Annotated in this window: 22 protein-coding genes; 12 read left to right on the top strand and 10 right to left on the bottom strand. The window is 54.1% G+C overall.

All coding sequences use genetic code 11. The features are described 5' to 3' along the window. Positions 1–141: 141 nt before the first annotated feature. Both Q3970_RS09475 and Q3970_RS09470 read right to left on the bottom strand, forming a co-directional pair. On the bottom strand, positions 142–1062 hold the full coding sequence (locus Q3970_RS09475; RefSeq protein WP_303100333.1) for a LysR family transcriptional regulator: 921 nt from the start codon (positions 1060–1062) through the stop codon (positions 142–144). A 28-nt stretch (positions 1063–1090) separates the two neighbouring features. Continuing rightward, positions 1091–1525, bottom strand: coding sequence for a MarR family winged helix-turn-helix transcriptional regulator (locus Q3970_RS09470; RefSeq protein ID WP_303100332.1), 435 nt, complete (start codon positions 1523–1525; stop codon positions 1091–1093). A 128-nt stretch (positions 1526–1653) separates the two neighbouring features. Between Q3970_RS09470 and Q3970_RS09465 the strand changes: the two genes are divergently transcribed. The 3 genes from Q3970_RS09465 to Q3970_RS09455 all read left to right on the top strand — a co-directional run bounded on the left by Q3970_RS09465 (position 1654) and on the right by Q3970_RS09455 (position 4885). Continuing rightward, positions 1654–2103: a hypothetical protein gene (locus Q3970_RS09465; protein ID WP_303100331.1), complete on the top strand. Its 450-nt coding sequence runs from the start codon at positions 1654–1656 to the stop codon at positions 2101–2103. Positions 2104–2327: 224 nt separating this feature from the next. Next, positions 2328–4214, top strand: a complete 1887-nt coding sequence (locus Q3970_RS09460) for a type IV pili methyl-accepting chemotaxis transducer N-terminal domain-containing protein (RefSeq protein WP_303100330.1) — start codon at positions 2328–2330, stop codon at positions 4212–4214. Further along, complete coding sequence (locus Q3970_RS09455; RefSeq protein WP_303100329.1) at positions 4211–4885, top strand: response regulator transcription factor; 675 nt, start codon at positions 4211–4213, stop codon at positions 4883–4885. The genes Q3970_RS09460 and Q3970_RS09455 overlap by 4 nt, the downstream gene beginning before the upstream one ends. Positions 4886–4977: 92 nt before the next feature. On the opposite strand, the gene Q3970_RS09450 is transcribed toward Q3970_RS09455, so the two are convergent. Next, positions 4978–6360 carry an MFS transporter gene (locus Q3970_RS09450; RefSeq protein ID WP_303100328.1) on the bottom strand — a complete coding sequence of 461 codons (1383 nt, stop codon included), beginning with the start codon at positions 6358–6360 and terminating at the stop codon, positions 4978–4980. A gap of 51 nt (positions 6361–6411) precedes the next feature. Beyond that, complete coding sequence (locus tag Q3970_RS09445; protein ID WP_303100327.1) at positions 6412–7635, bottom strand: nitrate/nitrite transporter; 1224 nt, start codon at positions 7633–7635, stop codon at positions 6412–6414. 463 nt (positions 7636–8098) lie between these two features. Between Q3970_RS09445 and Q3970_RS09440 the strand changes: the two genes are divergently transcribed. From Q3970_RS09440 to Q3970_RS09425, 4 genes are all read left to right on the top strand, one after another. Next, positions 8099–8332, top strand: a complete 234-nt coding sequence (locus tag Q3970_RS09440) for a bacteriocin (RefSeq protein WP_303100326.1) — start codon at positions 8099–8101, stop codon at positions 8330–8332. A gap of 54 nt (positions 8333–8386) precedes the next feature. Then, positions 8387–8563 carry a hypothetical protein gene (locus Q3970_RS09435; RefSeq protein ID WP_303100325.1) on the top strand — a complete coding sequence of 59 codons (177 nt, stop codon included), beginning with the start codon at positions 8387–8389 and terminating at the stop codon, positions 8561–8563. Between the two features lie 657 nt (positions 8564–9220). Further along, entirely contained in the window at positions 9221–9490 is a 270-nt protein-coding gene (locus Q3970_RS09430) for a hypothetical protein (RefSeq protein WP_303100324.1), read from the top strand. Between the two features lie 454 nt (positions 9491–9944). Next, a complete protein-coding gene (locus Q3970_RS09425) occupies positions 9945–10211 on the top strand; it encodes a bacteriocin (RefSeq protein WP_303100323.1) in 267 nt (88 codons plus the stop codon). A gap of 438 nt (positions 10212–10649) precedes the next feature. Here Q3970_RS09425 and Q3970_RS09420 read toward each other — a convergent pair whose 3' ends face one another. Further along, complete coding sequence (locus Q3970_RS09420) at positions 10650–10814, bottom strand: hypothetical protein (RefSeq protein WP_303100322.1); 165 nt, start codon at positions 10812–10814, stop codon at positions 10650–10652. 217 nt (positions 10815–11031) lie between these two features. Between Q3970_RS09420 and Q3970_RS09415 the strand changes: the two genes are divergently transcribed. Then, positions 11032–11316, top strand: a complete 285-nt coding sequence (locus Q3970_RS09415) for a hypothetical protein (protein WP_303100321.1) — start codon at positions 11032–11034, stop codon at positions 11314–11316. A 417-nt stretch (positions 11317–11733) separates the two neighbouring features. Here the strand turns inward: Q3970_RS09415 and Q3970_RS09410 are convergent, their stop codons facing one another. Then, positions 11734–12624, bottom strand: coding sequence for a mechanosensitive ion channel family protein (locus Q3970_RS09410; protein WP_303100320.1), 891 nt, complete (start codon positions 12622–12624; stop codon positions 11734–11736). Positions 12625–12766: 142 nt separating this feature from the next. Between Q3970_RS09410 and Q3970_RS09405 the strand changes: the two genes are divergently transcribed. After that, a complete protein-coding gene (locus tag Q3970_RS09405) occupies positions 12767–13012 on the top strand; it encodes a BolA family protein (protein ID WP_303100319.1) in 246 nt (81 codons plus the stop codon). A 122-nt stretch (positions 13013–13134) separates the two neighbouring features. On the opposite strand, the gene Q3970_RS09400 is transcribed toward Q3970_RS09405, so the two are convergent. From Q3970_RS09400 to pgaA, 4 genes are all read right to left on the bottom strand, one after another. Then, positions 13135–13422: a hypothetical protein gene (locus Q3970_RS09400; RefSeq protein WP_303100318.1), complete on the bottom strand. Its 288-nt coding sequence runs from the start codon at positions 13420–13422 to the stop codon at positions 13135–13137. A gap of 53 nt (positions 13423–13475) precedes the next feature. After that, a complete protein-coding gene (pgaC, locus tag Q3970_RS09395; protein ID WP_303100317.1) occupies positions 13476–14702 on the bottom strand; it encodes a poly-beta-1,6-N-acetyl-D-glucosamine synthase in 1227 nt (408 codons plus the stop codon). 91 nt (positions 14703–14793) lie between these two features. Beyond that, complete coding sequence (gene pgaB, locus Q3970_RS09390) at positions 14794–16563, bottom strand: poly-beta-1,6-N-acetyl-D-glucosamine N-deacetylase PgaB (RefSeq protein ID WP_303100316.1); 1770 nt, start codon at positions 16561–16563, stop codon at positions 14794–14796. A 92-nt stretch (positions 16564–16655) separates the two neighbouring features. Then, positions 16656–19058: a poly-beta-1,6 N-acetyl-D-glucosamine export porin PgaA gene (pgaA, locus tag Q3970_RS09385; protein WP_303100315.1), complete on the bottom strand. Its 2403-nt coding sequence runs from the start codon at positions 19056–19058 to the stop codon at positions 16656–16658. Positions 19059–19472: 414 nt separating this feature from the next. On the opposite strand from pgaA, the gene Q3970_RS09380 reads away from it, so the two are divergent. The 3 genes from Q3970_RS09380 to Q3970_RS09370 all read left to right on the top strand — a co-directional run bounded on the left by Q3970_RS09380 (position 19473) and on the right by Q3970_RS09370 (position 23613). Further along, a complete protein-coding gene (locus tag Q3970_RS09380) occupies positions 19473–20015 on the top strand; it encodes an isochorismatase family protein (RefSeq protein ID WP_303100314.1) in 543 nt (180 codons plus the stop codon). A 108-nt stretch (positions 20016–20123) separates the two neighbouring features. Continuing rightward, positions 20124–22820, top strand: a complete 2697-nt coding sequence (gene glnE / locus Q3970_RS09375) for a bifunctional [glutamate--ammonia ligase]-adenylyl-L-tyrosine phosphorylase/[glutamate--ammonia-ligase] adenylyltransferase (RefSeq protein ID WP_303100313.1) — start codon at positions 20124–20126, stop codon at positions 22818–22820. 124 nt (positions 22821–22944) lie between these two features. Beyond that, positions 22945–23613 carry a HEPN domain-containing protein gene (locus tag Q3970_RS09370; protein ID WP_303100312.1) on the top strand — a complete coding sequence of 223 codons (669 nt, stop codon included), beginning with the start codon at positions 22945–22947 and terminating at the stop codon, positions 23611–23613. Positions 23614–23678: the final 65 nt, after the last annotated feature.

The following is a 23678-nucleotide window of genomic DNA, read 5'->3' as shown; positions in this document are numbered from 1 at the left end:
CTTGCATACGCGGTTTTTGCCTCAAAAAACCGCTTCGCCGGCCAATTGTCAACAGACCCTGGGGGAAAATTAATATACGCCGAAAGGCAGGTAAGCTTGATTTGCCCTTGAAATACGGATTTTCGGGAGGCCGTCTGAAACCTAAGTTTCCGGCCAAAAGAGTTTTGCCTTTTCCTGCAAAAAATCCATCCACACCTTCACCCGCCCGATTTTTTGGCTGTTTTGCAGAAAATAGAGGTAAACGGGCGGGTATTCCGCCCAATAATCCTGCAAAACGGGAATAAATTCATCTTTATCGGGCTGTAGTGCCAGCGTGCTTTCAAAAATCCGCCCGATGCCCAAGCCTTGGCGTACCGCGTCTGTCATCAAATCCGTTTCATCATTCACAATCAAAGACATGGGCATTTCAATCGCTGTTTTTTGCCCGCCTGCCGCCAATTCAAGGGGCAGCAGGCGGTTGGCGGTGATAAAGCGGTAGCCGATGAGTTTGTGCCGGGGCAAATCCTGAGGCGTGTGCGGTATGCCGTATTTGTCTGCATAGTTTTTTGAAACCGTCAAACAATCTTTCATCGGCGGTAATAACGGTTTTGCCACCACGCCGTCTTCAATTTTGTCGCCGAAGCGGATACCCACGTCAAAGCCTTCCCGCACGATGTCCACCGTGCCGTCAAACACCGAAATTTCCAGCAACACATCGGGATAACGCCGGCAGAATTCGGCATAAAACGGCTTAACCAGCAGATGATAGGCAAAGCGGGGGAGGGTCGTCCGCACCAGCCCGGACGGGGTTTGGCGCAAATCCCGAATGTTTTCAATGCTGTTTTGCAACGCTTTGATTAAGGGCTTGGTGTCGTCATACAAACGCTGTCCCGCTTCGGTGAGCGTTAAATTTCGGGTGGAGCGGTGAAACAGCGTCAGCCCCAGCTCTTTTTCCAAAGCTTTGAGCGTGTTGCTGACGGACGGCACGGAAACCTGCAAACTGCGGGAGGCTTTGGAAATGTTGCCCTGTTCCACAATGGTATGAAAGACCGTGAGATAGCCGTAAAGCGATGGCGTTATCATTTGTTATTTCTCCTTAAAAATAAAACCCTTATTCGCCCATCATCTTTTTTTGCCGGACGATGACTTTTTGTGCCATTTGTAAAAAATGTTCCTGTTCTTCACCGCTTAACACAGCCAGCGCTTCTTGGTTGATGCCGTCGGCGATTCGGGTGCTGTCTTGTTGCAGTTTTTTTGATTTTGGGGTCAGTTTAAAACGCTTGACCCGGCTGTCGTTCGGGTCTTTTTCGGCAACAATCAAACCGTCCCGCTCCATTCTCATCAAAGTGTTGGCAATGGTGGCCTGACGCAGGTCGGTTTTTTCCACCAGTTCGTGCTGGCTCAATCCGTCCTGCTCCCACAAATACAGCAAGATGGGAAATTGAGCAGGAGAAATCCCCAGCGGTTTCAGCCGTTCGGTCAATAAAATGGCAAACTGACGCGCCAGATGGTTCATCAGATAGCCTGCGGAATGTTCGGGCTTCATGGTTAAATTTCCTTGAAAAACAAAATAATGGCATATTTTAGCACAAATATAGCTTGCTATGTTAATACATAGTATGCTATATTTATCTCCATTCGGCAGCCTGCTGTATTTTAGCGAAAGGATAAAATATGAACCGCAATACCTTACGAACCGTCCATTTAACCGCCGCCGCCACGGCAATGGGCCTGATTGTGCTGTTTTGGACAAGTACCGTTATCAGCGAATTGTTTTTATCGTATCAGGCAGTTGCCCGATTAAAGCAATTCATTGTTTATGCGATGATTTTGATGATTGCCAGTATGGCACTGGCAGGGGCGGCAGGCATGAAAATGGGCGGTAAAAGCAAACACCCCAAAATCAGTGCCAAACGCAAAAGAATGCCGGTAATCGCCCTAAACGGTTTGCTTGTGCTGGTGCCGTGTGCGTTGTTTTTAAACGGCAAAGCGGGGCGTGGCGAGTTTGACGGGGTGTTTCATGCGGTTCAAATGGTTGAGCTGATTGCAGGCTTTATCAATATGAGCCTGATGGGCTTGTCTATGCGGGACGGCAAAGCCATTCGTAAACCGAAAAATGGTTAAGTTATCCTAAACAAAACACCGTTTTTTAAAATTAAAAAACGGTGTTTCTATGTTCAGGCCGTCTGAAAGGTTTCAGACGGCCTTTCTGTTAGTTCTAAAGAATTAGCCCGAAAGCACAGCCGGGCTATTTTCATGCGGCATAAATTCGTTCATAGTGATAAAACCTTTCTGCTTTAAAACAGTCTTTAATTATAGGAATAACTTTCCCCCTATCCGGCACCGTTATGAAACACCCCAAAAGCCTGTCGTCCCGTCTCAAACTGCTCACCGTTTTATGGGTAACGGCGGCGGTCGGGTCGATTGTGCTGACGCTGCTGCTGTCGTGGCGCTTGGAAGGCGGTGGGGCGGCGATTAACGATGCGGGCAGCCTGCGTATGCAAACCTACCGTTTGGGGCTGCTGATCAGCGAGGGCCGCGGCACGGAGGCTTTGGCGCGCATCGAGGGGTTCGACCGCACGCTCGCGCAGTTGAAAGAGGGCGATCCGGCGCGGCCGCTGTTTCTGCCCGATACCCCCGAAGTGCAGGAGCAGATGCAAACGCTCACCCGCCGCTGGCAAAACGAAATCCGCCCGATGCTGCAACGGGCGGCAGCAGGTGGCGGCACCGTGCCGGAGCAGAAGCTGGATCAGTTTGTCGATGCCATCGATGCGCTGGTGCTGTCGGCAGAGTCGGTGAACGCGCGCCACACCAAATGGCTGCGCTTTTTCCAAAGCGGCCTGATGGTGCTGGTGCTGGCCGGTGCGATGGTGATGGTGGTGCTGCTTTATTTGTGGATTATCCGCCCGCTCGACCAATTGCAGCAGGGCGTGAGCGACATACACGACGGCAAACTGGGCGTGCAGGTGCCGATAGACGGCTCGGCCGAATTTGCCGAAGTGGACGAAGGCTTCAACCAGATGAGCCTGCGCCTGCAGCAGCTGTATGCCCATCTGGAGCAGGAGGTGGCCGAAAAAACCCGCGATTTGGCCGAAAAAAACTACACGCTGGGCACGCTTTATTTTTTCTCGCGTTTTCTCGGCCGTATTCAGACGGCCGCTGAAGCGGGCGAAACCTTTTTAGAGAAAATCATGGATCTCGTGCCCGCCGACGCCGGCAGCATACGCCTGCTCGATTTCGAGCGTGAACGCATGGATTTGGTTGCCCACCGCGGCCTGCCTGAAAACCTGCAAACTGCCGAAGCCTGCCGCCGTTTGGAAGGCTGCTTCTGCGGCCGCGCAGCGGCGCAGCACGACTGGCAGCCGATTATCTTCACCCGCCCCGCCGAAGCCGGGCCGCAGCTGGCCGGTTGTGAAAAATCGGGCTTTCATTGTTTGCAGGTGTTCGATATCCGCTATAACGGCATCGACCTGGGGCTGATGACGCTCTATTTCAAAGAAGCTTACGAACCCGAACCCGGCATGCGCGAGCTTATCGGCAACTTGTGTAACCAGCTCGCCGGCGTGCTGAGCAATATCCGCCTGGCCGACGAAAGCCGCCAGCTGGCCGTTTTACAGGAGCGCAACCTGATGGCGCAGGGGCTGCACGACAGCATCGCCCAAACCCTCACCTTTTTAAACCTGCAAGTGCAGATGCTCGAGAGCGCGCTGGTAGCGCAGGAGCAGGCGCAAATCAGCGAAAACCTGCAATTTATCAAAGAAGGCGTGCAGGAATGCTATGAAGACGTTCGCGAGCTGCTGCTGAACTTCCGCACCAAAATCAGCCGTAAAGAATTCGCCGAAGCCGTGAGAACCCTGAGCAAACGATTCGAGCAGCAAACGCAGGTTGAAGTGAACACGGTTTGGCGGGGCGACGGCCCCGATTTGAGCAGCGATCAGCAGTTGCAGTTTATTTTTATTTTGCAGGAAAGCCTGTCGAATATCCGCAAACACGCACAAGCTGCGCAAGTGGATATAGAATTCGACAACAACGAAGATTTCGTTATGAGCATACGCGACAACGGCAAAGGCTTCGACACAGGCCGTCTGAACGAACTGTCCGGCAGCCACGTCGGCCTGGGCATCATGCGCGAGCGCGCCTTGCGCATCAACGCCCGGCTGGAGATTGATTCGCAACCCGGCAGCCACACCTTAATCCGCCTTACCCTGCCGCAACAAGAAAGAGTTTTATTATGAACACCGAACACACCACCGAACCCATCCGCATTGTTTTAATCGACGACCACACCCTGTTCCGCAGCGGCATCAAAGCCCTGCTGGCCCGCAAAGAGGGATTCGAAGTGATCGGCGAGGCTTCAGATGGCCTCAGCGGCGTGAAGCTGGTCGAACAGGCCGCGCCCGACGTGGTGCTGCTCGACTTGGATATGCCGGTGATGAACGGCCGCGAAGCCTTGGCGCAGATACTCAGCAGCCGTCCCGGGCAAACCGTGGTGATGCTCACAGTTTCGGAAGACAGCGAAGATTTAACCGAATGTATGCGCTTGGGCGCGCGCGGTTTCCTGCTCAAAAACATCCATGCCGAATTTTTAACCGAATCGATCAAAAAAGCCGCCGACGGCGACAATGTGTTCTCACCCGAAATGACTGCGCGGCTGGTGCAGTCTTTAATCAACCCCGGCGCACCCGCCGTGGCCGGCGCGCTCGACAGCCTCACCCAGCGGGAGCTTGAAATTCTCGGCCATCTGGCCGCAGGCCGCAGCAACAAGGTGATTGCGCGCAAACTCGATTTGGCCGAATCCACCATCAAAGTGCACGTGCAGAACATTCTGCGCAAACTCGAACTCACCAGCCGCGTGCAGGCGGCGGTGTATGCCGTGCAGCACAACGTGCCGCAGCCGCAGGATTGATCAATCACGGCAAAACAAACAGGCAGCCGGATTTCCGGTTGCCTGTTGCCGTTTTTGGGATATTGAGGACTTTTCCTCCAAGCCCGGGTTATTCAGCATTTCGCCTCAGCGTTTTTGCGGGCGTAATACCACCAGTTCAACACCAGACAAAGCGCATAGAAAATGATGAAACCGATCAGGGCGGCGTTGACGCTGCCGGTCAAATCAATGGAAGTGCCGTAGCTTTTCGGAATGAAAAAACCGCCGTAGGCCGCAAAGGCTGCGGTAAATCCGATAACTGCCGCCCCTTCTTTGGTGGCGTCCAACCGCGCCTGTTCTTCGCTAACCAAACCTTGTTTGGCAAATTGCTGGTGCATATTGAGAAAAATCACCGGCACCTGCATAAAGGTGGAACCGTTGCCCAGGCCGGTGAGGGCGAAGAGGGCGATAAAGCAGGCGAAAAAGCCCCAGAAGCTGCCGCCTTCGCCGTTGGCGGGCAGAAAGGAAATCACGCCGATAACGGCGATGATCATGCCGGCGAACACGATTTGGGTAATCAGTGCGCCGCTTTTGATTTTGTCGGACAACCAGCCGCCGATCGGGCGGGCCAGCGCGCCCACCAGCGGGCCTAAAAAGGCGTATTTTACGGGATCGATGCCGGGAAACTGGCTTTTGGTGAGCAGCGGGAAACCGGCGGCGAAACCGATAAACGAGCCGAAGGTGCCCAGATAGAGTATGCACATAATCCAGTTGTGTTTGCGGCTGAAAATCACTGCCTGTTCTTTAAAGCTGGCTTTGGCGCTGGCCAAATCGTTCATGCCGAACCAGGCGGCCAGCGTGGAAAGAATGATGAACGGCACCCAGATAAAGCCGGCGTTTTGCAGCCACATCTGTTTGGTTACATCGTCTTTCACCCAGGTTTGCGGCTCGCCGCCCAATGCACCGAACACGCCGGCGGTAATCACCAGCGGCACCACGAACTGCACCGCCGACACGCCCAGGTTGCCCAAGCCGGCGTTTAAGCCCAGCGCGGTGCCTTTTTCGGCCTTGGGGTAGAAAAAGCTGATATTGGCCATGCTTGAAGAGAAATTGCCGCCGCCGAAACCGCACAGCAGCGCCAATACCATCATGGTGATATAGCCGGTATCCGGGTTTTGCACGGCAAAACCCAAGCCCACGGCAGGCAGCAGCAGGCTGGCGGTAGAAATCACCGTCCATTTGCGGCCGCCGAACACGGGAACCATAAACGAATAGAAAATCCGCAGGGTGGCGCCGGATAAGGCGGGTAGTGCGGCCAGCCAGAAAAGCTGATTGGGGGTATATTTGAAACCGATGTTGGGCAGGTTGACCACCGCCACGCTCCACACCTGCCAGATGGCAAATGCCAAAAGCAGGGCGGGAATGGAAATCCACAGGTTGCGGCGGGCGATTTTTTTGCCGGTGTTCTGCCAGAACGTTTGATCTTCCGGCTGCCAGCGTTCTATCAAATGCGACATAGCTATTCCTTATCGGGCGTTTCAGACGGCCTCTGCAGGCCGTCTGAAAAATCAGTTGTTGCGTTTGGTTTTAAATGAAAAATGCATCCAGATCAGCGACACGCACACAGTGCCGTAAAGCAGCATGAAGCTGGTGGAACGGATACCGGTGAGGTCTTCAAGCGCGCCGAACATAACCGGCAGCAGAAAGCCGCCCAAACCGCCCGCCAAGCCGACAATGCCGGATACCGCGCCGATATTGGTGGGATAATCGTCGGCCACGAATTTGAACACAGATGCTTTGCCCACGGCGGTGGCGATGCCCACGATAAACATCAGCACGGTAAACACCACCACGTTCAGGCCGATATGCAGGTTGATGGGGCCGTTTTTGCCGTGAATGACAAAATCGGTTTGCGGGTAAGAGAGAATGAAAAAGCATATCCAGCATATCCACATGACCGCCCACGTTACTTTATACGCACCGAACTTGTCGGACAGATAACCGCCGATGGCGCGCAGCACGCCGCCGGGCAGTGAAAAGCAGGCGGCCAGAAGCGCGGCGGTTTGCAGGCTCAGGCCGAATTCGCCCACATAATATTTGGTCATCCACAATGCCAGCGCCACATATCCGCCGAATACAACAGAATAATACTGGCTGTAGCGCAGCACGCCCGGGTCTTTCAGGAGCGCGAGCTGCTCTTTCAGAGAAACGCTGGAAGAAACCAAGTGCTTGGGATCGTGGTAGCTGGTAAACCAGAAAATCACGGCCATCGCCAGCATAATGCCCGCATAGACCCCGGGAACCAACGTCCAGCCGCCGAGTGCAATCAGGCCCGGGGCGAGAAACTTGTTGACCGCGCTGCCTGCATTGCCCGCGCCGAACACCCCCATCGCCATGCCCTGCTGGCTTTTCGGAAACCAGCGCGCCACATAAGGCGTGCCCACCGAAAACGAACCGCCCGCCAAACCCATCATCAGGCCGATAATCAGAAAGTGCCAGTATTGGGTGGCATACTGCATGGCAAAAATGGCCGGAACGCTCAACATCATCAAAGCAAACAGCACGATACGGCCGCCGTATTTATCGGTCCAGATGCCCAGCGGCACACGGATCAGCGAACCGGAAAGCACGGGCAGTGCCGCCAGAATGCCGAATTCGGTTTCGGAGAGGCCGAGTTTTTCTTTGATGGGAATGCCGACTACCGCCAGCATCATCCAAACCATAAAGCAAACAGTAAACGACAGCGTGCTGGAAACCAGCACCGAATAGCGTTTATAGGTTTCAGAGGCCATTGTGCCCCGTCCTTTCTCTAAGTGGGTATCGTCCGCATTTAAAATTACCCCTTTGCCGGCAAGGGCGCATTCCCTTGAAGCATGGCAGGTTTAAAGCATAGGCATAAGCGGCGTTCAGCCTAAAGCATGGGCGGGGTAGTTACTTGGTAGTATCGGGCAGAAAGTTTTTTCAGACGGCTTTGTTTGCTCCTTATTTAGAAGTAATAAGAAGTAATATTAAGTTGAAAGATGCCGTCTGAAAGTTCTTCAGACGGCATTACCGTTTTCCGCACACTATAGTTCTGTTTGAACGGGAGTAAAACATTGTAGTATGATATTGATTTAATATGATTTTTACCTAAAAAAACCTTAAAAATCCTTTTCATGTTTTTCCTTGATTGAATGAATCTTAACGGGAGGGGGGGCGGTCATAGATACAGAATCGGTCCGATTCGTTTTTTCAATTTATTTCAAGGAGAATGTTATGAAAGTTTTATCTGCTCAAGAGTTGAACCATGTTTCCGGTGGTTCTGAAGATGCCTGCAGCTGGAAAAATTTCGGTAAATCGATGGCAGAAGGTGCCATTGTATCCGGTATTGTCGGTGCCGGTATGGGGTCTGTTGTGCCTGCAATCGGTACAGGGTTGGGCGCAGCCTCCGGAGCGGCATTAGGTGCCGTCGGCGGAGCCGCAGCCCATGTAGGAACTTGCTGGTGGTAATTTAAACTCGGCACGGCAGGTTTATCCGGCCTGCCGTAACTTCGGAGTCGGATAATGAATAACTTCATCAAAGCATCGTTGTTGCTTTTTCCTGCCGCCCATCTGGGCATCGGCCTGCTGGTAGGGTTCTACCATTGGGATCAGCCACTCAAAACCTTCGTAGGTTTGGCTATTAATACGGTTATCTATGTTGTACCCATGTATTTGCTGTTGAAATCCAGAAAACGTTAAAAACAGCAAGCCGTAGCCTGCATAAAACTTAAAATCCGCCTGTAGGGTGTATGCCCAAGCATGCACGCGTTCATTGAACTTTTTACGACTGTGTGCGTGGCTTACGCCACACCCCCTACACCTTGCTTTAACGGTGAATTGGCCGGAGGTGATTTCAGGAGTGCCCTCGAGATATGGAAAATAAGCTGTCCGCAATCAGAATTTTTCTCTCTGCAGTATCCGTCGTCATTGCTTTTTTTTCTTGGAATAAAGTATATGGCTGAAGGGATAGCATACAGTTTGTGGCTGGTAGCAACATATTCAGTCATTTTTATTTGGTCTGTATCCATTAAAGAGAGAAAAAAATTATTTGTATGCGGAATAGTTTTCTTTTTAACAGCTTATTTATGCCTTTATTTAGAAGCAAGGTAACTTGAAAGATGCCGTCTGAAACAGGTTTTCAGACGGCATTGCCGTTTTCCGCGCACTTATGATCCTGTTCGGGCTGGAGTAAAATATTGTATTATGATATTGATTTAATATGATTTTTACCTAGAAAAACCTTAAAAATCCTTTTCATGATTTTCCTTGATTGAATGAATCTTAACGGGGGGGGGGGCGGTCATAGATACTGAATCTGTCCGATTCGTTTTTTCAATTTATTTCAAGGAGAATGTTATGAAAGTTTTATCAGCCCAAGAACTGCACCGTGTGCAGGGTGCTTTTGGTCCGGTCGGTGCCGCAATCGGCGCGGCAGGCGGTGCGGCCAACTATTTGCTTAACCAGCAGCTTAGCGGGAGCAAATTTTCTCCCACTACATTAGCGTGGCAGACGGGAGCGGGAGCCGCAGCCGGTGCAATGGCAGGTCCGGCGGCCGTGATTTGGGGCTTTAATGGTGCTTTGGCCGGAGGCATGGTTACAGGAGTAGCCTCAAGATATGGCAAATAAGCTGTCCGCAATCAAAATTTTTTTTTCTGCCGTATCTGTTTTCATTGCTTTTTTTCTCTGGAAAAAGTATACGGTCGGTGCTTCGTGGCAGATAGCGATAAGTTCACTTATTTTTATCTGGTCAGCGTATGTTGGAGAGAGAAAAAAATTGTTTGTCTGCGGAATAGCTTTCTTTTTAACAGCTTATTTATGCCTTTATTTAGAAGCAAGGTAATTTGAAAGAGGCCGTCTGAAATAGGTTTTCAGACGGCATTACCGTTTTCCGCGCACCACGGTTCTGTTTGGGCCGGAATAAAACATTGTATTATAATATTAATTTAATATGATTTTTGCCTAGAGAAACCTTAAAAATCCTTTTCATGTTTTTCCTTGATTGAATAAACCTTAACAGGGGGGCGGTCATAGATACTGAATCGGTCCGATTCGTTTTTCAATTTATTTCAAGGAGAATGTTATGAAAGTTTTATCTTCTCAAGAGTTGAACCACGTTTCCGGTGGCTTGGTTCTCAATGCTGTCGGTGGTATCGCAGGAGGTATTGGCGGACATTTTGGTTACCTTGGCGGAGCGCTTGCTAGTGGAACATATAATAGAAATGCACATTTGGCTGCAATCGGATTAGGTGCGGTTGGTGGTGCTGCCAATCCTGTAAGAGGGGTAGGTAGTGCATTGGCCAAATTTGGCAGCAGCGTGGCGGTAACGGGTGCGGGTTTACATAGGTAATACGGGTAGTAATATTAAAATTCGTTGACCCATACCGCTGAAAATACCTTACGGATATTTATCCGTAAGGTATAGTGGGTTAAGAATGAAACAAGACGAAACGACACTATATCATTTTTATTTTAATCCACTGTAAAATTTTATTGGATTTGCTGTGAATGTATTGCCTGTAATAGCTTCATCATCGTTTTGTATCATTTTTTTTACGGTAAAAAATATTGCCCGTAACCGTAAGATACAGTTTTTTTCTAATCTTTTTGCTTGGTTATGTTTAGGGCTGCATGCCTGTTTTGTATCTGAAACCGCGAATAACTATACTTTGAAGCAAACGGTTTGCTATATCTTGTTACTGTTTGCACAGGTTGCTTTCTGTATCTTTATTGTAAAAATAGTCCGTAGGTATCAGGTGTGATTTGGGGCTTTAATGGCAAACTGGCCTCAGGCATGATTACTGGAGTTGCCGAAAGATATGGCAAATAAGCTACTTGCAATCAGAATTTTTCTTTCCGCCGTATCTGTCGCCATTGCTTTTTTCATTGGAAAAAAGTACATGGCTGCGGGAATGGCAGACGCTTCATGGCTGGCTGCGATGAATTCACTCATTTTTATCTGGTCCGTATCCATTGAAGAGAGAAAAAAATTATTTGTATGCGGGATGCTTTTTTTTCTAACAGCTTATTTGATTCTTTATTTAGAAGTAAGGTAACTTGAAAGATGCCGTCTGAAACAGGTTTTCAGACGGCATTTGCGCAAACGGGTTTTGCCGCCGCGGCCGCCTTCGGCATCATTGCCGACAGTTTGACAGGTTTCGGCGGACGGCATGGGGTTTGATGATAATCTTGTAAGAGAAATGGTTGGGGGGGGCTGCCAAGATATGGCAAATAAGCGTGAAATCCTTTTAAAGGTATTAATCGGCATGGTGCTGTGTATACCGGTATGGCCGATACGCAGTAAATATATTGAAGCCGGGCAGCTTGATGTTTCAACGTCTGTTGTTTTCTATGCCGCTGTTTTCATGTGTTATGTTCCGATTAAGAAACCGACCTTTTGGTATGGTATTTTATTCTTTCTACTGTGTTATGCTGTTTTGTATCTGACAGTTTGACGGGGTGCCTCCATTTGCCGCCGTACAGGTTTTTTTAGGTGGAGGGTTGACGGTAAATTGGTTACAGGAGCAGCTGCAAGGTATGGGAAGCAAACTGCTTGCAATCAGAATTTTTCTTTCTGCGGTATCCGTTGCCATTACTTTGTTTATCGGCATGCATGGGGCAGAAGGGATAGCAGACGGCCCGTGGCTGATAACGGTAAATTCACTCTTTATTATCTGGTCGGAATGCGTTGGGGAGAGAAAAAAATTGTTTGTATGCATAATGCTTCTTATTCTAATGGCTTATTTGATTCTTTATTTAGAAGCAAGGTAATTTGAAAGATGCCGTCTGAAACCTGTTTCAGACGGCATTTGCGCAAACGGGTGCTGCGCATATGCGCCGCCTGCATCGGGCACGGCAGGCCTCAAACCTGCTTAAATTTTATCCGGGGTTTCAGTGGTTTCGGCCTCATTGCCGCCGATATGGTTCAGCAGGCGGTATTGCACGCGGATAAATTCGTCGAGCACCGACTGTTGGATGTCCAGCCGCCGCTGCACGGGTGAGGCGAAGCGCACCACGATGTGGTAAACCTTGTCGTCGTGCGGTACGCGGGTGATGCGCGGTTCGGCGGCGGGAGTGATAAACAGCTTTTGCGTCTGCACCTCTTCCAACTGCCGTTCGATAACCTTGATATAGGGGGCACACAGGCGCTCGATCAGTTTTTCGAGCACGGGCACGATGGCGTCGGAATCCAAATGAACCGGCACGGGGATTTCAAACGTGTGAATCACATAAATACCGATCACATTGTCGCGCTGCACCGAATGCGACAGCAGCAGGCTGTTGGGAAACGACACGGTTTTGCCGCTCAGCTGCCCCACCAGCGGGTGGGGGCCGATCTGCATCATCAGCGTGTTGAGCAGGTTGATGTCGACCACCCGCCCGCGCAGGCCGTTTACTTCGATGTAGTCGCCCACCGAATATTGTTTGGTCGACGTGCGCAGCAGGCTGCCCGACAGGCACATAATCAGCTCTTTGGTGGCCAGCACAATCGCGGCGGCCACGGCAAACATCGACAGCGCCAGTGTTTGGATCTGCGCCGCCCAGATAACCGCCAGCCCGAACACCGCCACAATCAGCGTGATGTTGCGGCTGGTTACCACCCAGCGGCGTTTGTCTTCGATTTCCATGGCAGGGTGGCTGCGGAAATGCGCTTGGAGAATCACGCCGCGCAGCAGCAGTATGCCGACAATCATGATGGCGGATTCGATCACCTCCGCTTTCACGGGGCCGTTTTGGATATATTGGTTGAGTGTTTCCCACATTTGCGGCCGGCTTTCCATAATTTATGCTTTCAGACGGCCTTTATTATAAGGCCGTCTGAAAAATAATGAAGCGGCAAACTTCGGCTATAATGCTTTATTTTTGCAGGCGGCACAGCCGCCCGCGATTTCAAAAGGAACCGCCATGCTCAGCCCCGAACAAGTAAAAACCATGATAGAAGCCGTGGTGCCGTGCGAATATGTGGAAGTGGAAGGCGACGGCCACCATTTTTTCGCCCGCATCGTTTCGACGGCCTTTGAAGGCAAACCGCGCCTCGCCCGCCACCGCCTGATTAAAGACGGCCTGGCCGAAAAACTCGCCAGCAACGAGCTGCACGCGCTCTCGATTGCCGCCGCCGCCACGCCGGCGGAATGGGCGCAGAAGCAATAGGGCAGTTTTTCGTTTGCCGTTGAAACAGGCCGTCTGAAAAACAGGCCGCACCCCGAAAACCGGATATCCGGCCCGGAAGGTGCGGCCTGTTTTTCAGACGGCCTGTCTGATGCCTGCCGGCGTCAGTGCCGGCGTTTGCACGAAATGCACACCGACCACACCAAGAGCAGGTTCAGCTGCGCCAGCACGACGGCGGCGGCGGCTTTGGCCAGGTCGGCCAGCGTCCAAGTGCCTACGATGGGGTTGTAGAGCAGGGCGCGGTGGTCGTTGACAATCAGGTAAACCGTCAACAGCCACAGCGACCAGGTTACGGCAAAAATCAACATGCTTTTGGTGCTGATGGCCGGGTTGGGGTTGCGCGCTTTATGGATAACCATCAGTTCGCGCAAGTCTTGCATTTGTTCGGACATAAGTTTCTCCTTTTATTGCGGCCGTAAAAAATGCCGTGCCGGAAACGGCTCTGCTACTGCACGCCCCTGTCGGGGCTGATCCAAGTGGCTTTTCGCTGTTTGTCGCGCAAAAGCGCCTTGGGAAAACCGTGAATCAGTGTGATGCTGTTGATCAGCCAGAAGGCATAGGGATACCAGATGCAGCTGATGAAATAGCGGAACAGGTTGCCTTCGTAGCGGCTGTCGATAAACATGCTTACGGAAAACTGCAAAATAAACATCATAAAGGTAACCAGGCCGGCCACTTTGAACAGCATGAAATCATGCGGGTGGCCGAGCGCCAGCTCCACCAGGCCTGCAACGGTTACGCCCAAAAGCGAATATGCCCAAACCAGGGTGATGAAATATTCGGCATATAGCGGCCACAGGCGGATATGGTGCAGCCGCCAGATGTCTTTGAAGTATTTCAAAACCACTTCGGCCCCGCCCTGCGCCCAGCGCAGCCGCTGGCGGTAGAGGCCGCGTATGGTTTCGGGCATCAGCACCCAGCACAGGGCGCGCGGTTCGTAGGCGATGTTGTAACCGGCGATTTGGGTTTTCCAGCTCACGTCGATGTCGTCGGTGATCATGTTGTCGCTCCAGCCACCGATTTTCAGCAGCACGTCTTTGCGTATGCACATAATCACTCCGGACACGGTAAACAGTGTGCCCACCACGCTTTGCGAGCGTTTGATCAGGCCGATAATCGAACTGAATTCGGCTACCTGCAGTTTGCCCAGCACGGTGCTGCGGTTGCGCACGCGCGGGTTGCCCGTTACGGCACCCAGATCGGGGTTGTCTTCAAGGTTTTGAACCATGTATTCGATGGCGCTGTAGTCGAGTATGGCGTCGCCGTCGATGCCGACGATATATTTGCCCAATGCGTGGCGGGCGCCGTTGTTCATGGCGGAGGCTTTGCCGCCGTTGGGCTGGTCGACCACCACGATTTTTTCGGCTTTTTCCGCCCAGCGGCTGATGATTTCGAGTGTGTCGTCGGTGCTGCCGTCGTTGATGAAGATCAGCTCGTAGTTGGGGTAGGTTAAATTGAGCAGGTGCGGTATAGAGGTGTCGAGGTTGTCTGCTTCGTTGTAGCAGGGAATCAGCACGCTCACCATCGGCGCGTAGCCCTGATACATAAACTCAGGCTCGCCCGCCCTGCGCTCGAGGAACAGAAAATAAAAAATGCCCGAAACCGTCCAATACACGGCCATGATGCCCGGATAGAGCATCACGAATACGGCCAGATATTCATACCAGTCCATTACAGTCGCAGCCCTTGTGTTTGTGTTTGAAGCGTTTGTTTTGATGATTGGCGTTCAGACGGCCTGTTAAACGGGCCGTCTGAAACAGAGGTCAGTGCTGCACCGAAAATGCCGGTTTGACGGTTTTCAGCGGCGGTCGGTCGTGCAGGAAATCATCGGGTTTGTAAGCCAGGTTTTTCACGCCTTCTTTTTTAAACAGGTTCATCCATGATGCCAGTTCGCGACCGTCGGCAAACCCTCCCGTGCGGGGATCGGCCGCCTGCAGCTCGAACACGGTTTTATCGAGCGGCACATTGCTGTTTTTGACTCCGGCAACCAAGCCGCCCGCCCATGCCGCGGCTTCCCTGCGGCCGGGTTTCGCGCCGCCTGCGGCAAGAGGCGGCACCCCGAGGGCGGTATAGTCGTAGGCTTGTGCGAACAGGGGCAGGGCGGCGGTGAAGCCCTGCCCGCCGGCATAGAGGCTGCGTACGGTTTTCATCTCGTTTTTGCCGTTGAAGCTGTATTTGAGGGCGGATTGTTTGAGCAGGTTCGAATAACTGGTTGAAGCCTCTGCCTGTCCGATGCTTTCCCGGCCGTTGTCGTTGAACAGCAGGCCGTTGAAACGGCTGCTGAAGGCTAAGTCTTGATAAATATCCGCAACGGCATCTTGGGAAAGGTTGTCTGCATCAAAGGCGGTCATCGGCAGCCAGGCATACACTTTCACGTTGGAACGCGTAATCAGCTGCCAGGCCACGCGGCTGAAAAGGTCTGCCTTCATTTTGATGTGGCGGTTGGGAAAGTACACCGCTTCGGCTTTGCCGTTGCCGTCGTCGTCGGCAAAAGCCTGCAGATAAACAGTGGTGATGCCCATTTTGTAGATACGGCTGACCAGTTTGTCGAAATTGCGGTTAAACTGCTCCGGGTCGGTGCTGTGCAGCATGCCCAAATCGATATACACGGCACGCTGGTGCGGCGGGGTGAACATCTGCCCGTCGAGGTAGGCTTTCATCAGCGGAAAGCCGGTTTCACTGTCGATCAGGGCGCGGCCTATGCTTTGCTGTGCCGTGGTGTTCAGGGTTTCGTCGAACAGGGTGAAGTCGTTTGCCAGCCCCACTTCGGCGGCAATGGCGCGCGCGGTTTCGTTAAACTGCCCGTAAGGCCACACAATCACGTTGGGGCGCACGCCGGTGCGCGCGGCGATGATGTCGGCCGAGCGCTTCAAATCGCTGCGTATGCGCTGTTTGTAGGCTTCGGGTGTTTCGTAGCGGCCGTTTTTATATTCGGGAAACACAGCGGCAAACTGCGAGCCCGACGGGTTGCCGTTAACGCTGCGGTGCAAATCGTGGGTGTGCGAAGCGATTTCGACCAAGCCGCTTTTCTGCATTTCGCGCACCTGTTCCCACGTGATGAAGGCGGAGCGGGGCAGTTTTTGTTTGCCGTAGGCGATTTGCCCGCCCTTAGGGGTTTCCATCCAGCTTGTTACCAAGGCGAAAACCGCCGGATAGCCGAAGGCTTTCAGAAGCGGGTAGATTTTGGTGTAGAAGCTGATATAGCCGTCGTCGAAGGTGAGCAGCACGGGTTTGGCCGGCAGTTTGCCGCGCCCCGCGCGCGCATCTTCAATCTGTTTGAAACTCACGGGCGTGTAGCCGTTGTCGCGCAGCCAGTTGAAATGGGCCGTGAGCCTTTCCACGGTGATGGTTTGCGGAAAATACTGACGTTTGATTTCGCCCGCAAAATCCTTGCTTTCCAAGGGGCGGACAACCGGGGCGCTCTCGTCTACCACATCGTGGTAGCACATTACGCCGTAGCGCACGTTGGCGGCGAAAACGGCCGGCAGCATCAAACCGGCGAGCAGGCCGGCAAGCAGGTGTTTGCAATGCATCAAAATTCCTTTTATTTCATAAGGCCGTCTGAAAACGGATGCGCGGCACCGGCATCCCTGCCGCTGCTTCCGGCGGCGGCTTTTCAAACAGTTCAATAAAATTTCACGTTTAAATTCAGGTTGCCGAAGTTTTGGTATTCGAGATCGCCGTCATATATGGCGCGTCGGCGGCCGAATTCGTAACCCAGCGTGGCGCGGCGGCCGAAGCTGAAGCCGTGGCCGTATTTGACCTGCCAAGTGTTGTCGGCCTTGTGCCCCGCCTGCCAGTAGCGCCCCGCGCCGCCCGTGGCGGTTTGGATGAACCTGATGCCGTTGTCGAGCGGCAGGGTGTGGGAAAGGGCCAGTTCGCCGCTCACGGTTTTGCTGGTTTCGGGGTTGTAGTAAAAGGCAGAGGGAATTTCTTTGTTGCGGCTGTAATCCGCCCACAGCGAACCACCCAGCTTCCAGCGGTTGTGTTGGAAAATATTGTGCGAGAGCCATGCGTTGGCGGTTTTGCGGGTGTTGCCGTCGTCGAATTTCATCACGCCCGCCCCCATGCCTGCGCGGGTAGCGGCAGAATGGGTGTATTCCGCGCCCAAGGTGTATTCGTCGGCATACACGTTCTGCCATAAGGCCTTCACGGGGGTGTCGGCGCTGTTGGCTGCGGCGCGGGCGGTGAAGCCCAGATAATCATTGGCGCGCCAGTTGATGCCGAGCACGCCGTAGGCTTTGCCGTTAAGCTGTGTGCCGCGCCCCGCTTCTGCGTTTACGGTTAACGGATAAAGGCTGATTTCGGCACCCGCGCCCACGCGCCCGGCACGTAGCGCTTCACCGTGGTTGGGTACGTAATTGTGCTGCTGCACAACATAGGCACGGTGCCCCGCGCTGCTGCGCGGGCTGTAGAGTTTGGCGGTTTGGCCCCATTCGGTGCCGTCTGCGGGAGCGGTGGCCTTCATGGCCGAGCCGCTTATTTCTAAAGCGGCGGCGCGGTCTTCATCGTAAAGCCGCCAAAAACCCTGATGGCCGGCGTCGCTGCGGTTAAAGCCTTGGGCCAGGTCGCTCACGGCCTGCCGGTTGCCTGCGGCCGTGTGGGCGGCGGCAGCTTTGGCATCCACCCATTTCTGATCGGTTGCGCCCAAGTATTCGCGCGCATTGTCGAAGCGGGACAGGGCTTGGTCTTCACGGCCTTCCATTTGAAGCAGCTCGCCCTCCAGTACTATCGCCCACGGGTCGCCGGGGTGCTCGTCGAGCCAGTCGCGCATCAGTTTGCGTGCGCCTTTTACATTGCCGTTCCATGCTTCGAGGCGGGCGTTCCAAAAATACTGGGTGCTGTAATACGGGTTTTTTACTTCAACCGTATGGGTGAAATCGGGCGTGTATTTATTGGGGTTCCAATGCTTCATTTTTTCTTGGGTTTGCGTAAACTCCATCATGTCGGCATCGTTTTCTACCAATAATCCAACCAGTTCGGGGGCAAGTTTGCCCTGCGCCGCCAATTGGCGCTCCATGAGCGGCTGCAATACCCTGCGTGCTTTGCGCGGGCTGCCCGCCATCGTCAGGGCTTTGGCGTATTCGTCCTGCACATAGTCGGGTTGTGTGCCCTGAGAGGCCAGTATGCGGTAATCGCGCAAGGCCTGCTTTTCATCGCCCAACGCCACGGCGGCGGCCACACGGTCGCGCAGAGCCTGCGTGTGTACCGCGCTGCCTGCGGGTGCGCGTGCGATTACGTCGCTCAGGCTTGCGTAGGCCGCGCGCAGGTTGTCCGAATCGGCAGTCGGGCGGGCGCCGCGCAGCAATACGGCGGCACGGGCAGCTTGCAGCCACAGGCGGTCTTGTTCGTTGAACAGGTCGGGATATTGCGCCATCAGCTTCTCCTGCAGCGGGAAAAGCTGCAGTTGTGCGGCGGTGCGGTAAAGCGCGGCCGCGTGGCTGCGGTTTGCGGGATCGGCTTCAAGCAGGCGTTGCTGTTCCGCCAGGCGTTCGGTGAGCGGCTGGGTGCGCTGTTTCAGATAGGCTTCTGCTTCGAGAATGCCCTCATCGGAGCCGAAACGCTGCCGGTAGGCGGCGATTTGCTGTTGTGCCGAGGCGTAGTCTTCCCCGTCGACCGCCGCCAGCGCGCCGCCCAGATAGCCGGTTTTGTGCTGCGGGGCGCTGAGCCGGAGTTGGCGGTAGAGCGATGCCGACAAGGCAAACCGTTTGGTATCGCGTGCGGCTTTGGCGAGGTTTTCCAATTCGTCGGCCGAATAATTTTCGGGCAGGCATTCGGGGCATACGGCCAATGCTTCGGCCGCCCTGCCCGAACGCACCAGCAGCGCGATAAGGTCGGCACGTACCTTGGCATCGCCGCTTTGCGCGTAAAGCCTGCCCAGCTGCCCGGTTGATTCGGCCAGCTGCGCCTCGCCGCCGCGCGCATGAAGCGCCCAGCGTTCGCGCTCGGCCTGTATGTCTTGGGCGGCCAGGGGCGCGGCTGCCGCAACGGCAGCCGCACAAAGGGAAAGTTTGTGGATTCGGCTCATAATAATTTGAAAACTCAGTGCTTTCCGCCGTGAAGAAAAAGCCTTGCGGCTGTTTTGCAGAAGCAGGCGGGGTGTTTTAATAATGTTTGGAATTAATTGTTTTGTGTAACAATCAACCTAATTAAAAAATTTGATGCACCTTATATCAAATTTTTAGAATGATAGATTCGGAGAAGAGCCCAGCGGTTAAATATCGCTACAGGCGGGCTTATGCAAACCATTAAAATTATTTCGATTAAAGCAATTGCTTTAGTTACTGTGAATAATCTGCGGCCTCCCTGCCGGGGCAAAACACCGGTTGCGGGGTCGTCTGAGAGCGCAAGGGCGGAGCTGTTTGGATAAACAAAGCAAAAAGTGGCACAATCGGCAGGGCAGGCCGCCGGCCTGTTTAAAAACGCAATCAGGAGAAACACCATGACCCGACTCCGTACCGACAACACCGCCTGCATCGTGGTAGATATTCAAGAGCGGCTGGTTCCCGTGCTGTATCAGTTTGAAAGCATGGTGGAAAGCAGCGTTATCCTGCTTCAGGGGCTGAAGGCGCTGGGCATACCGTCGGCCGCTACCGAGCAATATCCGAAAGGCTTGGGGCATACCCTTGCAGCCGTGAAGAGCCTTCTTGCCGATGCACCTTTTTTCGAAAAAACACAGTTTTCTTCGCTCACGCCCGAAGTGCGCGGTTTTCTGAATGAGCACCGCATCGAAAATGTGGTGCTGATCGGCGCAGAAGCCCATGTGTGTATGCTGCAGACCGTGCTCGGCCTGCGCGGTGAGGGGTTGGCCGTATATGTGCCTTTTGAGTGCACCTCTTCGCGAAACCCTGCAAACAAAGCCAATGCGTTGGAGCAGATGCAGGCTGCGGGGGCGGTGGTGTCGAATGTGGAAAGCGTGCTGTTCCGGCTTTTGGGCGATGCCGCACACCCCGCATTCAAAACCGTTTCCAAGCTGATCCGCTGATACGGCACAGTCCGGAATTCCCCGGGCCGTCTGAAAAACATTGTTCAGACGGCCTTTTAAATGCTGTTTCTTGCTATGATTAGGCCGCCTGAACTTCCGAAACGAACCATGCAAACCGCAATTGCCCGTGCCCGCCGCCATTCTCACTACCTCGCCCGCCATCTCGACAGCGGCGGCCTGAAGCCCGAAATCCTTGCCCGTATGCTTGAAAAAGTGCTGGAAACCGCCGATTTCCAAGCTTTTGCCGATTGGGAAAAAATCCGCGCCGAAGAAAACGAAGAAGAACTGGCGCGCCAACTGCGCCTGCTGCGCCGCTATGTGGTGGCGCACATCATCGTGCGCGACATCAACCGCATCAGCGATTTAAACGAAGTAACCCGCACCATCACGCTGTTTGCCGATTTTGCCGTGAACACTGCGCTGGATTTTGCCTATGCCTATTATCAGGGGCTGTACGGCACGCCCATCGGCCGCCATACGGGCGAGGCGCAGCATTTGAGCGTGGTGGCGATGGGCAAGGCGGGCGGTTATGAATTGAACGTGTCGTCCGACATCGATTTGATTTTCATCTATCCCGAAGCGGGCGAAACCGAAGGCCGCCGCGCGCGCGAAAATCAGGAATTTTTCACCAAAGTCGGCCAAAAGCTGATTGCTTTGCTCAACGATCACACCGCCGACGGCCAAGTGTTCCGCGTGGATATGCGCCTGCGCCCCGACGGCGATGCGGGCGCGCTGGTGTTGAGCGAAACCGCGCTGGAGCAGTATCTGGTTCAGCACGGGCGCGAGTGGGAACGCTATGCGTGGTGCAAGGGCCGCGTCATCACACCGCACGCCAACGGCATTCAAAGCCTGGTGCGGCCGTTTGTGTTCCGCAAATATCTGGATTACAACGCCTACGAGGCCATGCGCGGCCTGCACCGCCAAATCCGCAGCGAAGTGGGCCGCAAAGGCATGGCCGATAATGTGAAACTCGGTGCGGGCGGCATCCGCGAAGTGGAATTTATCGCGCAGATTTTCCAGATGATACGCGGAGGCCAAATCCGCGCGCTGCAACTGAAAGGCACGCAGGAAACGCTGGCCAAACTCGGCGAAACAGGCATTCTGCCGCCTGAACAGGTGGAAATGCTGCTCGAAGCCTACCGCTTTTTGCGCGATGTGGAACACCGCCTGCAATACTGGGACGACCGGCAAACGCAAATCCTGCCCGACAATCCCGAACAGCAGCAGCTTTTGGCCGAAAGCATGGGTTTTGAAGACTACGCCGCCTTTTCAGACGGCCTCAATGCCCGCCGCCGCCAAATCAACGCCGTGTTCAACGATATTTTGAGCGAACCCGAAACCGAGCAAAGCGGCGGCGGAAACGCGTGGGCGTGGATTTGGCAGACCGAACCCGATGAAGAAGCGCGCAGAGGCCGTCTGAAAGAACACGGTTTCGAGGCCGATACCGTTGCCGCGCGTCTTGACCAAATGCGCGGCAGCCACAAATACCGCCACCTTTCCGCGCACGCACAGGCGCGTTTCGATGCGGTTGTGCCTGCCTTGGCCGAAGCCGCCGCGCATACGCCCAAACCCACCGCCGCACTTTTGCGCCTCACAGATTTTCTCGAAAGCATCAGCCGCCGCTCCGCCTATCTGGCCTTTCTCAACGAGCATCCGCAAACCCTGCGCCAACTGGCCGGCATCATGGCGCAAAGCTCGTGGGCGGCCGCCTATCTGGCGCAATACCCCATCCTGCTCGACGAACTCATCAGCGCGCAGCTTCTGGACACGCATTTCGACTGGCCGAAACTCGCCGCCGAACTTTCAGACGGCCTCAAACAGTGCGGCGGCGACACCGAAGCGCAGATGGACTTATTACGCCGCTTCCAGCACGCGCAGCAGTTCCGTTTGGCCGTGCAGGACTTGGCCGGTTTGTGGACGGTGGAAGCCCTGTCCGACCAACTCTCCGCACTGGCCGACACCGTGATTGCCGCCGCCCTGCCCGCCGTGTGGGCGGAAACCCCGAAAAAACACACCGACACACCCCGCTTCGCCGTTATCGGCTACGGCAAACTCGGCGGCAAAGAACTGGGCTACGCCTCCGACCTCGACTTGGTCTACCTCTACGACGACCCCCACCCCGATGCCGCCGACACCTACGGCCGCCTCGCCCGCCGCCTCACCAACCGGCTTTCCGCCGCCACCGGCGCCGGCACCTTATATGAAGTCGACCTGCGCCTGCGCCCCAACGGCGAAAGCGGCTTCATGGCGCACAGCACCGCCGCTTTTGAAAAATACCAGCGCGAATCCGCTTGGACATGGGAACACCAAGCCCTCACCCGCGCCCGCTTCATCTGCGGCAGCGAGGCCATTCAAACCGCCTTCAACCGCATCCGCAGCGACATACTCACCGCCGAACGCAATCAAGCCAAGCTGGCGCGCGAAATTACCGAAATGCGCGAAAAAATGTTCCCTGCCCACCCGCCTGTGAACAGCAACGTGAAATACGCGCGCGGCGGCGTGGTGGATGTGGAATTTATCGTTCAATACCTGATTCTCGCCCACGCCCGCCGCCACCCGCCGCTGCTCGACAACTACGGCAACATTGCCCTCTTAAACATCGCCGCCGACTGCGGTTTGATTGATAAAACCTTGGCAGATCAAAGCCGCACCGCCTACCGCTTCTACCGCCGTCAGCAGCACAACACCAAACTGCGCGACGCGGAAAAAGTGGAAGTGGACGCGGTATTGCTGGCACACTATCAAAGCGTGCGCAGCCTGTGGGCACAAGTGTTCGGCGGAGAAGCGCGTTTCGAGGCCGTTTGAAAACACACGGTTGTTTTTCAAATATCATAAGCCAAATGTGCCTTGGCATGATTCCGTTCGAATCAGTTTGGCAATTTGCCGCAACTTGCAAGAAGGTTCTTTATAAAAATCAAGGGAATATTTTATGGGTATTATCCGTGCCGATGATTACTACCTCCAACACCGCGACACCTACCCCGAACCCCTCCGCCTGCGTCTGCACCGCTCGTTAAGCTGGCTGAAGCGTGCGGAAGCGGCGGAGGATTTGGACACGCGGTTTATCACGCTTTGGATTGCGTTTAATGCGGCTTATGCGCGTGAAATCGACGGGCGCACGCTGCCGGGCGACCGCAGCGATTTCCGCGGGTTTCTGCGAACGGTGTGCCGCATGGATCGGGATAAGGCTGTTTACCAGCTGGTGTGGCAGACGTTTTCGGGCAGTATCCGCGTGTTGCTGGAAAACCGGTTTGTGTTTCAGCCGTTTTGGGATTTTCACAACGGCAAAATCAGTGAAGATGCCTGGCTGAATGATTTTGCACAAGCAAAACGCAAGGCGCAGGCTGCTTTGGCGGCGCAGGATACGGATACGGTGCTGCTGGTGGTGTTCGACCGTCTGTATATGCTGCGCAACCAAATGGTGCACGGCGGGGCAACATTTGAGAGCCGTGCCAACCGCAGCCAGCTGCGCGATGCCTGTGCGGTTTTGTCGGGTCTGATTCCGCTGATTCTGATGGTGATGCAGCAAAATGCCGGCCATGACTGGGGCAAGCCGTTTTATCCTTATATTGAGGGGGAGGGTGGCGAGTATGCGTAGGGGGGGGCTGTAGGGTCTGTTGACAATTAACGCAACGGCGGTGTTTTTGGTCAAAAATCCCCGTC

The sequence above is a fragment of the Neisseria sp. genome, assembly GCF_030530745.1.
In the GTDB taxonomy this organism is placed as follows: domain Bacteria; phylum Pseudomonadota; class Gammaproteobacteria; order Burkholderiales; family Neisseriaceae; genus Neisseria.
Note: the sequence above shows the minus strand (reverse complement) of the source record. Positions and strands in the feature narration are given on the sequence as shown.